Here is a 15,067-nt window from a genome sequence, read left to right on the forward strand (position 1 = left end):
TTCCGCGCTTCTCGCCTCAGGAGTCGTCCTCGGAGGGAACGCCGGCACGGCTTCGGCCGCGACGACCGCAGTACCCTCCTGTGCCAGTGGCAACGCCTGCGTGTACTGGAGCTCGTTCTTCAAGGACGGGATGAGGGGCTTCTACGGCAATGTGAACGAGTACGGCAGCTTTGATTCCTGGGGCGGTCGCGAAGGATACAGCGAATGGAGCACCCTTCCCGACACCCGCAAGAACGCGTTCAGCTCTCACGAGTTCTACTAGGATCGCGGCGTGCGGGCTCCATCACATGGGGCCCGCACGGCCTTTTAGTGACACCCCGATCCACTTGGAGTCGAGCATGTCCCCGATACAGGCAGGTCCCCGGCGTTCGATAATTGCGATCGGGGCTTTGCTTGCAATTCTGGTCATGTCGGGGTGCAGCACTGAAGATCCCCCCTACGAGGGATCGGCGCACAGTCCCCGAGTAGAGGGCGATTCAGTGACCGGCGCCTGGGTGCGCCTGCAGGCGACAGAGTACGGAGGCTGCCCGAAGGGCAGCTGTAAAGACTACTTGTCGAATCTTGTTCAGCAACTGGAAAGCCTCAACGAAGTGATGGCGGCGACCGACAGCGAGAAGTTCGCCAAGCCAATTGAGATCATGCAGGAAATCCCGGATTCCCCCATTGACGACATCGACTCGAAGAGGGAATCCATCCTGGACATCCGAGCGCAATCGAAGTCCCGGCTCTCCCGCCATCCAGAGGAAGCCACGGGGCTGGGGTTCCCTCTCGGCGCCTACCGCCTGTCACCGGAGGAGGACATGGTTCTCCAGCAGGGCGTGGATGCACTGGTGACCGATTGCATGGCCCGGTACGGATTCCAGTACAAACCCGCACCCGCCCGCACCCCTTCGGGGCAATCGCGAAGCCGGATCCACGGAGTCACGGAGTCACGGAGTCACGGAGTCACGGAGGAACGCGAAGCAAGGTCTTATGGCTATCGCAATCCGGAGCAGAGTAGACCTAAGAATTCCGGCAATCAGGCCGGCGCACCAGACGAGAGCGCGTGTTCACGAAGTGGTCCGCCTACATGAAGGAGAAAGGTTACTCGTACGCCACTCCGGTAGCTGTGCTCGAAGACAGCGCGATCTTTGAATCCCCGACCGCTGGCAGTCGCGAGATAAACATGGCCGTGGCCGACGTCCAGTGCAAGAAGAAGCACAACGTCGTGGGGGTGTGGTCGTCGGTCGAGATGGCTTACCAGAACGTTGCCATCGAGCAGAACGCCGAGGAATTGAGCGAAATCAAGGAGAATCTCCGCCATCAGATTCCGACCGCAAATTCCGTGATGGCGGGCCGCACAAGGTAGTAATTTCGGCAAACCTATCGGGCTTGACATTGAATGAGGAACTGGCATGTCGACGGGTGATGAGACAGAAGCGCTGACGACGCTGAGCCGCCGACGTCGATGGGTGGGAGGCCTGGTCGCCTGCACCGTGCTGCTCGCAGTGGGGGGATCACGGCCATGCAGGTGATCAAGTCGCCGGCGCAAGCGGCGGCAGAGTCGTCACCACCGCCCCCCAGCCTCTTGACAGCCGAGGTTGAATATCGCGTGCTCGCCGACGCGGTAATTCTGCGAGGCAGCGTGACGGCGAATCAACGCTACGACGTCACTGCCGTTGCGGGCGAAGCGGAGGCCTCTGCTGTGGTCACCAAACTTCCACTCGCTGCCGGCGCAGAGGTCCGCGAAGGACAACTTCTGGCAGAGATATCCGGGCGCCCCGTCGTCGCCTTGAAAGGTGGCCTTCCGCTCTATAGGGACCTCAAACCGGGTGCCGGGGGCGATGACGTCGGTCAATTGCAAGCGGCGCTGGCTCGGGTCGGTCACAGCACTGCGGGCGCTCCCGAAGGATTCTTCGGTCCTCAGACGAAAGCCGCGCTAGCAGCCCTTTACGCACGGATCGGCTACGATCCTCGGCCGGCACAGCCGGACGAAGCCTCTCTCGTCGAGGGGGCCGAGGAAGAGGTGACATCTGCCAGGCGGGCCCTCGAAGACGTCGAAGAAGCCACCGATTCCAAGCAGGGCAGCTCAGCTGTCAAACAGATCCGGCGTGCGCAGCAGGACCTTGCCAAGGCACTCGGTCGGCTGGCCGACGTAGAGGCGAAGACGGGACCGATGCTGCCCATGTCCGAGGTGGTCTTCCTGTCTCGATACCCGGGCCGTGTCGACACCGTCAACTCCCTTCTGGGGGCTCAGGTTTCAGGAAGCGTTCTTTCGGTCTCGGCCGGCGGGTTGGAAATACACGGCTACCTTCAGCAACACCAGAAGGGTCTCGTCAGGCCGAACCACCGAGTTGACATCCTGTCCGAGGCGACAGGGCAGTCGCTTTCCGGGACCGCCGTGACGGTGGCGACAACCAACGGCGATCGTCGTCGCGTTCCGGTGACGACCGGTTCAACCGGAGGCGGATACGTCGAGGTTCGCCCGAATGCCGGGGAACGCTTGGCCGCTGGCGACCGAGTGGTCGTGGGAATCAGGGACGAGGCTGTCGGGGAAGGCAACGGGTGATGGCCGACAACGCTGCGGGCCGGCAGCCGGTGATCGAGCTGCGGGCGGTCGGCCTGAGGTATCCCGGCCCCCCTCCGGTCGTAGCCCTCTCTCCTTGTGACCTGCGCATCTGGCCAGGTGAGTTCGTGACCGCGGTCGGGCCGTCAGGGGCCGGCAAGTCATCTCTGTTGAACATCATCGGCCTGCTGGACGCTGCGACCGAGGGCAACTACCTGCTGGACGGACGGGACACCGCAGCCCTCGGAGAAGCGCAACGCACTGCTCTCCGTGGGAGGGGCATCGGGTTCGTGTTCCAGGCATTCCATCTGCTGCCGCACCGCACGGCATGGGAGAACGTGGAGCTCGGCCTCATCCACGGCGGCACACCGAGGAAGGAACGCCGGGCGACGGCTCGCGATGCTCTCGTGCGCGTGGGCCTGGAGCACCGTCTCAAGGCGCTCCCGACCACCCTGTCCGGCGGGGAGCGTCAACGAGTGGCGATCGCCAGGGCTGTCGCGGGCAGTCCGTCGCTCCTGCTCTGTGACGAGCCCACGGGGAACCTCGACAGCGCCACCGCTGCAACGGTCTTGAATCTTCTTGACGAGCTGTTCCTTTTGCCGGCATTCATTTGCCTGTTCGTCGGCACGGTCGGCATTGCCAACACCACGCTCGTGGCTGTGCTCGAACGCACCGGGGAAATCGGTCTGCGTCGAGCTCTGGGAGCACGTGCACGCCACGTCGCGGCACAGTTCCTCTTGGAATCGGGGACTTGGGGGGCTCTGGGCGGCCTGATAGGGACGGCTCTCGGAATTCTCACCGTTGTCCCGGTGGCTCTGGCGCGGTCTTGGACTCCGGTGATCGATCTCGGTTTTGTGGCAGCAGCGCCTTTCTTGGGTCTGGCCACCGGGCTGTTGGCGGGCCTGTACCCAGCGTGGAGAGCGAGCCGGATCCAACCCGTCGAGGCACTCCGCCGCTGAAGTCAGGCTTCGTCGCGAAACAGAGCAACCGTCCCAGTTGCCGCCCACAACAGTGGCGCCCGGGCTCCGTCGCGACCCTGTTGGCCGAGGTCACTGTCCAGGGTTGCTCGCAGTCTCCGCCTGAGGGGCCACCTCACGTCACGTAGAGAAGGAAAACCCATGCACGTCCTCAGGCGAACGACCGTCGCCACCACTGTCATGCTCGCGGCAATCTCGCTCGGTGCCTGCGCCTCGTCCGGATCGGCCTCCGACCCGGCGAAGGACAAGGCCCCGATCGACCAAGCCAACTGGCCTGCGGAGGTCCCCACTTCCGGGCTGGTCAAGGGCCTGGAGCTGCCGCTTGAGTCCTACCTGCCCTCCTACGCGGATCAGGTCGCCGTCGACACCGCGCTGCGCACCCTGCAGACGCGGTGCATGTCCGAGTACGGGCTGACCGTCGATCTGCCGCGTCCCGGCGCGAACCCGCCGCCCCACAGCAACGCCGTCTCGATCGAGCGGCGTTACGGCCTCAGCGACCGCGCACAGGCCCAGAAGTACGGGTACGGGCTGCCGAAGGAGCTGACCCGGAGCCTCGAATCCGTCGAGGAGGGGCTTTCAGGCATCGAGGTGGAGGTCCTGACCGGGCGGAAGAAGCCCGAGTTCGCCCCGCCCAAGGGCGCCAAGGCCAGCGACGGCCATTTCGGTGGGGTCCCGGAGCCCGCGCGCGCCGAGCACAACGGAAAGAGGCTGCACGAGGGCGGCTGCGACGGCTGGTCGAAGCGGCGGCTCAAGGTGAACGAGGAGGATGCGGGCTTTGTCTCCGGGCTCGCCTCGACGAGCCTCTCCGAGTCCCGGCCGCTGAAGCCGGTCGAGAAGGCTCTCAAGAGCTGGTCGACCTGCATGAGGGGCAAGGGCCGCAAGGTCGCCGATCCGTACCGGGCGATGGAGCAGGGCTACGCCGACGGCGACGGCACCACCAAGAACGCGATCGAGCTCGCGCTGGACGACATCGACTGCAAGGAGCAGACCCGTCTGATCGAGGTCTGGTTCAAGGAGGAGTCGGCAGTCCAGAAGCGGCTGATCGAGGAGAACAAGGACCAGCTTGCCGCCATCAAGAAGCGCACGGGCGAGGTCCTTGCGGCTGCGAAGACAGTCAAGTAACCAGAGAGGGAAAGCAGTTGAGAAAGATACGTATCCGTCTGCGCGTGCCGATCACCCTTGCGGTGACCACCGCGCTGGCGATACCGCTGAGCCTGCCCGCGCAGGCCGAGGAACCAAAGCCGCCCAAGGGCGCGGCGCAGGGGTGGAGCGACACCACCCAGCAGCAGAAGAAGCTGTCCCTGGAGCCCTCCGCGATCCCCGCGAAGGACCGCGTCGGCCTGCTCGGCAAGGGCTACGAGAAATCCGCGGACACCGCGGTCACCACGACCGGTGACGGCACCGGCTTCCACCTCCTCGCGGGCAAGGAGAAGGACGGCTACCAACTCCGTACGGTGGCCAGTCTGTTCGAGGACGGTTTCGCCTCGGACACCTGGATCGGCAACCACTGCGTCACCGAGTCCGGCAAGTACGCGGCCGTCTCGTACGCGCCGCGGATGTTCACCAACAAGCCCGAACTGATGGTGCGCGGTGCCTTCACCGCGGTGGTCGACCTGACCTCGGGCGAGGTCACCAAGCTGCCGTTCCAGTCGTCGCTCGCCTACTTCTCGCCCGGCTGCGGCCAGGGCGATCAGGCGGTGTTCACCCAGCTCACCCATGACGGTGACGACAAGCAGCAGACCCGTCTGATCACCGTCGACGCGGCCACCGGCAAGAAGTCGAAGCCGGTCACGCTCGCCGGCCAGATCACCTCGGCGATCCCCACCGACGCGGGCATCGTCGCCGCCCACGGCAACAAGCTGGTACGGATCAACGGCACGGCCGAGAAGATCCTGGCGTCCACCACCACGGTGCCGTTCCAGATCACCGCCGACGCCGACGGCGGTATCACCTTCATCGACCGCGAGTTAGACAAGAAGGCGTCCGACAAGCCGGCCGCCTGGGCCAAGCACCTGGACCGTACGAAGGTGAGGCAGGGCAAGAAGACCGAGCCCGTCACCGTCGCCTCCGGCGGGCTGCACGCCTGGGACCTGACCCGCTCGGCACACGGCGAGGTGTTCGTCACCGGTGACGCCACGTCCAAGGCCCTGCCCAAGCGGGTGCACAACCCCGGCAAGCTCCCCAAGGGCGCGGCGATCTCCAGCAACGCCCAGGCGGCCCTGACCACCACCTGGTCCGATGGGAAGAGCACCCTGGTCAACCCGGAGGACGCCGCCAAGCCGCGCCCCGCCCGTACGGCCCTGCGCATGCTGGACTCGGGCAAGTCCGTGACCCTCGACCTGCGCCCCGGCGCGCACCGCGTGGGCGACGAGGCACAGGGGCACGCCCTGTCCCCCGCTCTACCCACCGGCGGCCCGGTCGACTCCGGCCCGGACATGGGCGAGAAGAGCACAGACGGCCTGGCCACGCAGGCCGTCCGTACCCAGGCCCTCACCGCGCAGGCCGACAACCCGAGCGAAGGCACCGGGGAACGCTACTGCTCGGTGGCCCGCAACGACGTGAAGAAGCAGGCGTTCCAGCCCACTCCGCGCCAGGTCGAATGGGCCGTGGACCAGGCCGTCGTCGGTGAGCTGAACTTCTACCGCGACAGCAACTGGAAGAACACCGGCATCGCCGGCGGCTACCAGCCCCAGGGCCTGTTCCCGCCGACCGTCCTCGCGGGTGACCCCAACGGCAAGCTCGACAACGAGGACCCCGACGTCACCGACAAGTGGCACATTCCCGCGCAGGTGATGCTGGGCATCACCGCGCAGGAGTCCAACATGTGGCAGGCCACCCGCTTCGCCGTGCCCGGTGTCACCGCCAACTCGCTGATCGGCAACTACTACGGCGTCGACTACGCCGCCTCCGGCGAGCAGCTCGACCCGTGGCGTATCAACTGGGCCGACGCCGACTGCGGTTACGGCATCACCCAGGCCACCGACGGCATGCGCCTGGCGGGCAAGACAAAGCCGGGCGAGACCGCCCTGTCCACGCTCGCCCAGGAAGCGGTCGCGCTGGACTACACCGCGAACGTCGCGGCCGGCGTGCGGATCCTGTCGGAGAAGTGGAACCTGACGTACAACGCCGGCATGAAGATCAACGGCGGCCACCCCAGGTGGATCGAGAACTGGTTCTTCGCCCTGTGGGCGTACAACTCCGGCTTCTACGGCACCGCCGACTCCGCGGGGCACTCGGGCGTGGGCTGGACGAACAACCCGGCCAACCCGCTGTGGAAGGCCAACCGGGTGCCGTTCCTGCAGCACGCCACCGACTCCTCCAAGGACGACTACAGCCACGCCGCGCACCCGCAGGACTGGCCGTACCAGGAGAAGGTGATCGGCTGGGCGGCGCGCCCGATCTCAGCGATGTTCGCTCCGGGTAACTTCCAGGCGGGCTATCGCCCCGCATGGTGGACCACCAACGCGGACCGCGCGAGCGCCAAGCCTCCGGTCGACCTGTTCTGCAACGCGTCGAACAACTGCAACCCGGCCAAGATCGGCGACAACGACTCCAACGACCCGGGCCTGGGTGCCTGCACCCTGGACGCGGGCAACAGCGACACCAACCCGCACTGGCTGCACTGCTGGTGGAACCAGCCAGTCACCGAAGCGCAGTGGAAGAACTGCACCACGGGGGCCAGGTGCGGCAACGGTGTGCACCGCTTCACGACGTCCTACGGCGAGCAGCCGGATGCCGGCTCCTACCCGCCGAACTGCGCCACCACGCCTCTGCCCGCCAACGCCCTGGTGGTCGACGATCTGGCGGACGGGACCATACCCGCCGGCGTGGACGCCAAGCGGGGATGCGGGGCGGTGAAGTCGAGCGGCACATTCAACTTCACGTATGTCCCGTGGGACACGCAGATGGATCTCACCAACGACGGTACGGACAACCCGACCACCGTCACCACGTATCCGGGGAAGATCGACACGCATCAGATCGGTGCGGGCTACGGCAACCACTTCTGGTTCACGCACACCCGCTCGCCCGAGTCGACCCCGGCCAACGCCGAGCGTCTGAAGGTGACCGGCACGTGGAAGCTGAACGCTCCGCTGACCAACACCACGCGCCAGGCGAAGATCTTCGCGCACATACCCGACCACGGGGCGCAGACCACCAACGCCGTGTACCGGATCCAGACCCCCGAGGGGGAAGAGGAGGCGGCGATCTCGCAGACGGCGAACCAGGCCAACAAGTGGGTGGACCTGGGCGCCTATGAATTCGGTGACCAGATTCCCGAGGTGCGGCTCGACAACTTCAACGGCGGCAACGGGTCGGCGGACATCGCCTTCGACGCGGTGGCGTTCGTCCCGGGCACGTACGAGGGTCAGGCGCTGACCGGCAACATGACGGCCGACCCGACCGCTCCGGATCCGGCGCCGGTCGAGCCGGACGAGGACGTCACCAACGGCCTCTTCGCCGCGGCCGGCAGGTCATCGGCGAACACCGCCACGGTGGCGCCGATGGCGGCCATGAGCACCGCGACGTGCTCGACGGTCAACCACTCCCTCAGCCGCAAGCGCACCACCGCCTGTATCCACAGCGACTACGCGATGACGGAGTACTCGAACACCGTCCCGGTCGTCCCGCTCGGAAGCGCGGCATTCGACCTCTACATGACGTACTACCTCGACCCCAAGAGCGCCGAGTTCTCGCAGGTCGCCACCATCCGGCTGAAGTCGATGGACGGTTCGGTGAACTCCGCCACCCTCGACTACGCGGCCAAGTGCCGCGGTTACTGCGACATCACCAGCGTCGACTGGAACGGGTCGAAGACCTTCGCCAAGGGCGACACGCTCCTGAGGACCGTCACCACGCGGTTCAAGTGGTCGCCCAGCGCCGCCACCAGGAACTCGATCACCCCTTACCTGTCTCTCGGCGGTAGGGTCAACAACACTTCGGTCGTGAATCCGACCGAATTCGAGAGTGGCCAGCTGATCATCCGCTGCGACACCGAGGTCTCCAGCGCGGGCACCGGCTGTGTGTTCCCCGGCTACAAGCCGACGTACGTCATGAACTCCAAGAAGTTCCCCGGGGCCGCGGCACACATCGACATGATGTGGCGCAAGACCAACATCAAGTGGGGTCAGCGCAGCAGCGGCAAGTCGCTCACCTACCTGGGCAACAAGATGTCCGTCGACGGCTCGGGCAAGATCCAGTCGGATCGCAACCGTCAGCTCATCTGCGGCAGGAAGTGGAAGGCCTACAGCGGCACGGGTCTGTTCAGTGACAAGTGGTCCCTGGACGCAGGGGAGCCGCGTACCGACTCGAAGAGCTGTGACGAGTTCGTGTTCGCCAACGCCGCCCAGAGCGCCGGAAACTCGGCGGGCCCCAACCCGGTCGGTTACAGCGGCGCGGAGTGCATACAGACGTATGTCAAGCGCAACGCCGACGACACCATGTCGCTCCGCCTGCGCCCGGATGCCACGGCACCGACGTGGAACGAGCCGTGTGGCCGGTCCTCGATGTCGAACTGGCAGAACACCCAGTCGATGCGGCCGTTCGGCGACTTCATCAAGGAACAGCGCCTGATGGAGGACGACGGCTACTGGGTCGACCTCGCCGGATTCACCGCACCCACTCCGTAACCGGACCATGAGAAGTGCCCCCCGGACGCTCTTCGCTTCCGGGGGGCACCTCTGTTTCACGGCGTCGCGGCCTCACGACCAGACAAGTCGCCCATCGACAACGGAACAGACCGGATGGTCTCCCGCGCCGATCCTCGTCAGCATCTCCGCCACGGAGTCGAAGTAGTGGGCCAATGACGCGTACTCGCCGGTGATCGTGGGCTCACCCACGAACCATCTTCCGATACGTCCGTCCGTCGCATCGATGAACTTCCCCGTCCAGGCGTCCTGATCCGACAGGAACGGGATCCACTCCTCGCGCCATTCGTCCCCACCGGACAAGGGGTGGTTCGCGTGGAGCCTCTCCATCGCCCGGATGCCCAGAAAGAAGCTCCCCTCGTCCGGGAACCCGTCGTAACCGCAGCAGGCGACGTCGTCGTCCACATCGCCCTCGGGAAGATCCAGATTGTTCTGCAGCAGCCACGCCCGCAGTTCCTGAGGCAATGAGACACCCATGCGCTCCTCGGCGGCCGCGAGCATCCGCTCCGGGGCCGGGCCGGGCAGGTCCGCGTGATCGGCCGGAGCATGCTCCCGGAGGAGATTCATTACGCGGGACCAGCTCTCCACCACACTCATTCCCCGCTGCCCCTCTCTGCACGGATTCGCTAGGCCACTCAACGGGCTCGCCTACTGTAGCCGGGTAGCACGGTGGGCCGGTCGAAGCGCCCTCGGGCTGCTGGAGCCCACGCTCTCCGCGGTTTGCGTCGCCGCTTGCCCCAGAGGCCTGCTGTCCGCAGGACCCCCAGGCATGACCTGTGCACGACACTGCAGCGTCCCTTCGGAGAATGCCCTACGCGATGGAGGTCGGGTCGAGGATGTCGGCGAAGGCATCCAAGGCGGCCCGCCACGGGTACGTGGCGGGGTTGCCCTGGCCAGGCTCGTTCGGGATGAAGCCGCCTTCGCCGTACAGCACCCGGACCCCGGCGCTCCGGAGGCTGTCGATCGAGCGCTCGAACTGCGGGTGCGCGACGTACGCCCGGTTCACGCACGGCATCATCGCCATGGGGATGCCCCTGCCGATGCCCTCGGCAACCACGCCGACGAGCCACTTGTCCGTGATCCCGAGCGCCCACTGGTTGATCGTGTTGAAGGTCGCCGGCGCGACGACGACGGCGTCCGGCTTCGGCCACACGTCCGGCTGCCCGGGGAGGCGGTAGTCCCAGCGGACTGGGTGGCCGGTGAGGGCGGCGAGGCCGTCGAGCGAGTCGGCGAGCCAGCGGGCCGCCGTCGGGGTGAGACCGAGGCATACGTCCCAGCCGTCGGCCTGCGCCTCCTCGATGACGCGGGCGACATCGAGGACCGGCGGCGCCGCACAGCTGAACAGGTACAGGGTCGGGTTGGTCATGTGGGCTATCCGATCACAGCCGGACCGCCCTCAACTTGTCGGCGTCCCTTGCGAATCGGTCCGCCTCGGCATCGAGTGGCACGTAGCGTTCGGGGTGACGGGTCAGAGACGGGAGACCGGGACGACGACCCGGGACGACGACCACACCGGTGCGCGGATCAAGAAACAGCGCAGGCTGGCCGGTCTGACGCAGCGGGAGCTGTCCGACCGGATTCCGTACTCGTACAGCTGGCTCACCCAAGTCGACTGCGGAGCGCGACCGGCGTCCGTGGACTTCGTCGCGGCCACGGAGGAGCTGTGTGCCCACGTCCGCGCCACCCATCTGCACGCGGCGGCGGCAGCCCTACCGGACGTGATCACGGAGCTGACCGTCCTGTGGTCGGCGCTCGCCGACGACGGAGCTGTGGCGGGCCTCGGGTTCCGCCTACCGCACCGCGCACGACGTCACGGTGAAGCTCGGCTTCTTCGATCTCGCGGGCATCGCCCTCGACCGGCTGGGCTGGGCTGGGCTGGGCTGGGCTGGGCTGGGCTGGGCTGGGCTGCTGAGCGTGCCTCGGATCCCTGTCTGGCGGGCATGAGGCAGTACCTCCGGGGGCTGGTCTACTTCCGCGAAGGGGAATACGGCATCGGTCTGCGCCTGATCCGCTCCGGCCACATCCTGCTCGACCCAGGTGACTCGACCCGCGAAGCCCTCACCTCCGCCGGCCAGCTCCACCTCGGCGGCTCCGCGCTCGCCGCGCGGGCGCAGGAGGCACGGACGGCCGGGTCACCGAGAACGTGGCTGTTGACTGCCTGCTCAATGACGGTGAACCGCTCGCTGGAGAGTGCGGCGAAGTACGCGGAGTCGAAGTAAGCGGGACCGCCCCGTTCGCGTCGGCGGCCCCTGCCGCACGCGCGGATCGGGGGCGGAGATCCTGCCCACCAGCACCCCCGAGTCACAGCCTGAGCCGCTGCGAGTCCCCACCACGCCGGTTCATGATCATCCATGATGCATGGCTACGCCACGTAGCCCGCGACGACTCACTGGTCCGGCTCGCCACCTTCCGTTTCGACGGTCTCCCCGACAGGGGCGTCGAGGAACAGCGTGCAGAGCCTGTCCAGAATCCATGAGCCGCTGGGGAATGTCGCGCCGTCGATCGTCACCGGGTGCGTGAGCATCGCGGTGGCGGCGAAGACGGCGAGGGCGGCTTCCCTCACCCCGATGACCGGGGCGAGCCGCTCGTGGAACCGGAGGAGTTGAGCCGCTCCCCGCGCGAGGATCCTGCCCTCGTAGTGCCACTCCGGGGTGTCCTCCCGCACCTCTGTGAGGACGCCGAGGCCGGCGGCGACGAGGTACGGATCCCAGGCATCGGGCTGGGAGCTCAGCCAGGCGACCATGGCCGCCAGCTCGTCGCCCTCGCGCTCCGGCCGGCACCCGCCAGGCGCGGAGCGACGACGGGTTCGGGCAGCCCTTCCCTGAGCTGCGGGAGACTCGTCTCGATCGGGCTGCTGTCGAGCACGTTATCTCCCCCGGCCTCGCGCAGGGCTTCTTCGAAGGTCGCCGGCTCCCAGACGAACGCGGTCGCGGGGCTGGAGGAATGGATCCTGAGGAGGTCGGCCCGGATCAGCGTGCCGAGGAGCGAGCCGGTCTTGCCGTTGTCCGGATACAGCAGATCCGGCCAGGACCCGACTCCGGCGATGGGAAAAGTCGACGGGGCGTACCGCAGCAGGGCCAACGCACCGACCATCTCCCGCACCCCCGAGGCAGGCACCTCCCCCGTCGAGGGGAAGACGGCCGCATACTCCTCTGCGATGACGTCCCGCTGGAGTTGCTTCCAGCGTGCATGGGCGGAGTCGGCGGCGTTCCGTTCTTCGGCCTTGGCTCTGGCGGCGTCTCGCTTGGCTTTCCGTGCGGGGTCGACGACGAGGCGCGCCGCGGCGGCCAACGACTCGTTGCAGTCCACGCAGACGGGGGCATACCCCTCGCAGACCTGCTGGAAGGCGGCTCGGGAGGTGAGGCTGAGCGGGCCTTGGCATTGCGGGCACAGCCGTCCGGCCACCACGGCCCGGACACCGGCTGCGGCGACTGCGTAGACCTGGTGTCCCCGGCCGGCGGTGTCGATGTCCTTGACCTTCTCGCACCAGAGCGGAGTGCCGAGTTCGGGCGCAAAACCGGCGAACGCCCAGTACCGCTCCCCGATCACCACGAGTTCCGCATCGGCTCCCTCTCGGGGGGCGACCGCCGGAATGAGCTGGGCAAGATCATCGACAGCCGGTCCCGGTCTGGAAGCGTCACTCAAATGACGGCCCCTGACACGACGGCTTGTTCCGGCCACCAGCGGCCGTCTCGTCAGCGCGCGCCGGTCTCCGGCTCGGGCCGGGGCAGCTCGTCCGGGTCGAGAGTGAAGGTCCGCCCGTCGGCCAGGTCGATGGGGAGTTTGCCGGTGCCGTACTGGTGCGTGTGTGCCGCGATGTAGCCGGTTCCGGTGGGCTGGGTGTGGACGACGACCTCCGCCGCGTACGGGTCCACGACCAGGTAGACGGGGATGCCGTAGCGGCCGTACTTGGCGGTGCAGTCGTCGTAGTCCTTGCGCGCCGAGGAGACGGACACCACCTCCACGATCAGCAGGACGTCCTCGAAGCTGTAGCGCTTGCCCACCCTCTGGGAATCCTCACGCAGAATCGCGAGATCGGGGGCGGAGTTCTCGTCCGCCGGGAAGTCGAGAGAGACGTCCGAGACAGTCTTCGCGTGGCGCCCGAGCGACACGATCGTGTCGTACTGCAACGATTTGATCGTGCTGGAGTGCTCCAGGCTCCGCGGAGTCATGATCACCTTCCCGTCGACACCGAAGAAGACCGTGTATCCCTCGGGGAACTCGGTGTGCATGATCGCCTCGACGCTCATCAGCGGCTCCTTCCCGTCGCCTCCCAGAATGCGATCCACCCGCGTCAGCAGCGGGCGCCACTGGCGACCTGGAGGCACCTGGGTTCGGGTACCGCCAGCCGTTCGGCGCTCATGCTGACAGCGTTCCTCGGCCCGCGCATCGGCCTGTCGTTCCGCATGGTCCGGATTCTCGCCTGGCCCGCATACGTGTGGGTCGATGTCGCCTTCCACCTGCTGCTCAGCGTCCTCGTGGGCAGGGCCGTCAGGCCCGTCCTGACCAGATGCTCGCGGCGCCGGAACGGGCCTTTGGCGGACTTCGGCACTCCTCACCACCGACAATCACCGCGCAGCCCGCCACGGACTCCCCCGCATCCTGACCCCTGCACGCCCCCTGCGCACGGTCACGTTCCGTGGCGCCGCACCTGCGGGCACGGGCGTCCACACGCTGCCCCCGCCAGGGCCGTCCGGGCCCCGACGGCCCCCGTTCGCCCCTTGCCGTACGGGAGACGGCGGCGGCACCCTCGGATCACCGGGGCCCAGGGGACGCAGCAGCAACGGTGGCCCGCGGGCAGCGGACAAGCGGCATCCGACGGTCGACGAGGACGACTGCCCCGTCGGTGTCGTCAGCCAGGGCCACCCCGGCGACGGAGCGGCGCCCGCTTACGCCCCTGGGGCCGGACCGGTCGAGGCTCGGATCACCAGTTCCGGGTCGAAGAGGAGCTCTCCGGTCGGTACGTCCCGGTTGCTGACGAGTTCCAGGATGCTCCGCCCGACCTCCAGCGCCAGGCGGTCCGTGGGCTGCCGCACCGTCGTCAGGGGCGGGTCGAGGAACTCGGTGATCATCGTCCCGTCATAGCCGACGACCGAGACGTCGCCAGGCACGGAGTACCCCTGGCGGCGGATGCCGCGAATCGCCCCGAGGGCCATGTAGTCACTCGCCGCCACGATCGCGGTGGCGCCCAGACCCAGCAGGGACGCGGCGGCGGCCTGACCGCCCTCCACGGTGTACGACTGGCGGATCACCCACCGCTCGGCGCCCTCGACACCGCGCCTGCTCATCGCTTCCACGAAGCCGCGTACCCGCCGTTCGGCGGGCTGGTTGCCCGTAGGCCCCGATGCCATGCCGATCTTGCGGTGGCCGAGCCGGTACAGGTGGTCGACGGCCAGCTCCGCCGCGAGCGCGTCGTCCGTGGTGAAGACGGGGGCGGGCACCCCGTCGGCGAACTCGCCGTTGACGCCGATGTACGGAATACGGCGGGCACGGAGCAGTTCGTACGCGTCGGTGTCGGCGCCCTCCAGCGTGTTGGACGCGGAGAGGAAGACCACGGCCGCGATGCCCTTGTCGACGATGGACGTGATGAACTCGGGCTCCTGCACACCGCCGGGGAACGCCGGACAGATCACCGTCTTCAGCCCGTGCGGGGCGAGCGAGGACTCGATGCGCTCGGCGACGTCGGCGAAGAACGGATTCGAGACGCGTTCGGTGACGACGGCGACCAGCTGGCCCTGCACCGGACGTTCGTAACCGAGCTCGGCCATGGCGCTCTCGACCGCGTCCCGCGTCCTCTTCGCCACCCCCTGCCGCCGGTTGATCACCCGGCTGACCGTCGCCTCACTCACTCCCGCGCGAGCCGCGATGTCGACGATGCCGACCTTCACAGGTCCCCT

The 15,067-nt window shown here is 67.3% G+C and carries 13 protein-coding genes; 7 read left to right on the top strand and 6 right to left on the bottom strand.

Annotation, left to right across the window (positions count from 1 at the left end):
- Window positions 1-479: 479 nt before the first annotated feature.
- From ACIQFX_RS10650 to ACIQFX_RS10675, 6 genes are all read left to right on the top strand, one after another.
- A complete protein-coding gene (locus ACIQFX_RS10650) occupies window positions 480-1,073 on the top strand; it encodes a hypothetical protein (RefSeq protein ID WP_402460901.1) in 594 nt (197 codons plus the stop codon).
- Window positions 1,046-1,348 (top strand): hypothetical protein, encoded by a 303-nt coding sequence (locus tag ACIQFX_RS10655; RefSeq protein WP_402460903.1) that lies wholly within the window; start codon window positions 1,046-1,048, stop codon window positions 1,346-1,348. Before ACIQFX_RS10650 ends, ACIQFX_RS10655 begins: the two co-directional genes overlap by 28 nt.
- A gap of 156 nt (window positions 1,349-1,504) precedes the next feature.
- Complete coding sequence (locus tag ACIQFX_RS10660; protein ID WP_402460904.1) at window positions 1,505-2,548, top strand: peptidoglycan-binding protein; 1,044 nt, start codon at window positions 1,505-1,507, stop codon at window positions 2,546-2,548.
- On the top strand, window positions 2,548-3,504 hold the full coding sequence (locus ACIQFX_RS10665; RefSeq protein WP_402460906.1) for an ATP-binding cassette domain-containing protein: 957 nt from the start codon (window positions 2,548-2,550) through the stop codon (window positions 3,502-3,504). The genes ACIQFX_RS10660 and ACIQFX_RS10665 overlap by 1 nt, the downstream gene beginning before the upstream one ends.
- A 159-nt stretch (window positions 3,505-3,663) precedes the next feature.
- The gene (locus tag ACIQFX_RS10670) at window positions 3,664-4,644 is read left to right on the top strand and encodes a hypothetical protein (protein WP_402460907.1); all 981 of its coding nucleotides are present in this window, start codon (window positions 3,664-3,666) and stop codon (window positions 4,642-4,644) included.
- A gap of 44 nt (window positions 4,645-4,688) precedes the next feature.
- Entirely contained in the window at window positions 4,689-9,152 is a 4,464-nt protein-coding gene (locus ACIQFX_RS10675) for a hypothetical protein (RefSeq protein ID WP_402460908.1), read from the top strand.
- Between the two features lie 72 nt (window positions 9,153-9,224).
- On the opposite strand, the gene ACIQFX_RS10680 is transcribed toward ACIQFX_RS10675, so the two are convergent.
- Entirely contained in the window at window positions 9,225-9,767 is a 543-nt protein-coding gene (locus tag ACIQFX_RS10680; RefSeq protein WP_402460910.1) for an SMI1/KNR4 family protein, read from the bottom strand.
- A 214-nt stretch (window positions 9,768-9,981) separates the two neighbouring features.
- A complete protein-coding gene (locus ACIQFX_RS10685; RefSeq protein WP_402460911.1) occupies window positions 9,982-10,536 on the bottom strand; it encodes a flavoprotein in 555 nt (184 codons plus the stop codon).
- A gap of 574 nt (window positions 10,537-11,110) precedes the next feature.
- Here ACIQFX_RS10685 and ACIQFX_RS10690 point away from each other — a divergent pair.
- The gene (locus tag ACIQFX_RS10690) at window positions 11,111-11,389 is read left to right on the top strand and encodes a hypothetical protein (RefSeq protein ID WP_402460913.1); all 279 of its coding nucleotides are present in this window, start codon (window positions 11,111-11,113) and stop codon (window positions 11,387-11,389) included.
- Between the two features lie 167 nt (window positions 11,390-11,556).
- Here the strand turns inward: ACIQFX_RS10690 and ACIQFX_RS10695 are convergent, their stop codons facing one another.
- The 4 genes from ACIQFX_RS10695 to ACIQFX_RS10710 all read right to left on the bottom strand — a co-directional run bounded on the left by ACIQFX_RS10695 (window position 11,557) and on the right by ACIQFX_RS10710 (window position 15,058).
- Window positions 11,557-11,913, bottom strand: coding sequence for a hypothetical protein (locus ACIQFX_RS10695; protein WP_402460915.1), 357 nt, complete (start codon window positions 11,911-11,913; stop codon window positions 11,557-11,559).
- Window positions 11,898-12,815: a hypothetical protein gene (locus ACIQFX_RS10700; protein WP_402460917.1), complete on the bottom strand. Its 918-nt coding sequence runs from the start codon at window positions 12,813-12,815 to the stop codon at window positions 11,898-11,900. The genes ACIQFX_RS10695 and ACIQFX_RS10700 overlap by 16 nt, the downstream gene beginning before the upstream one ends.
- A gap of 50 nt (window positions 12,816-12,865) precedes the next feature.
- Window positions 12,866-13,420: a Uma2 family endonuclease gene (locus ACIQFX_RS10705; protein ID WP_402460918.1), complete on the bottom strand. Its 555-nt coding sequence runs from the start codon at window positions 13,418-13,420 to the stop codon at window positions 12,866-12,868.
- A gap of 639 nt (window positions 13,421-14,059) precedes the next feature.
- Window positions 14,060-15,058, bottom strand: coding sequence for a LacI family DNA-binding transcriptional regulator (locus ACIQFX_RS10710; protein ID WP_402460920.1), 999 nt, complete (start codon window positions 15,056-15,058; stop codon window positions 14,060-14,062).
- Window positions 15,059-15,067 lie beyond the last annotated feature (9 nt).

The organism is Streptomyces sp. NPDC093089, from assembly GCF_044754405.1.
Taxonomy (GTDB): Bacteria; Actinomycetota; Actinomycetes; order Streptomycetales; family Streptomycetaceae; genus Streptomyces.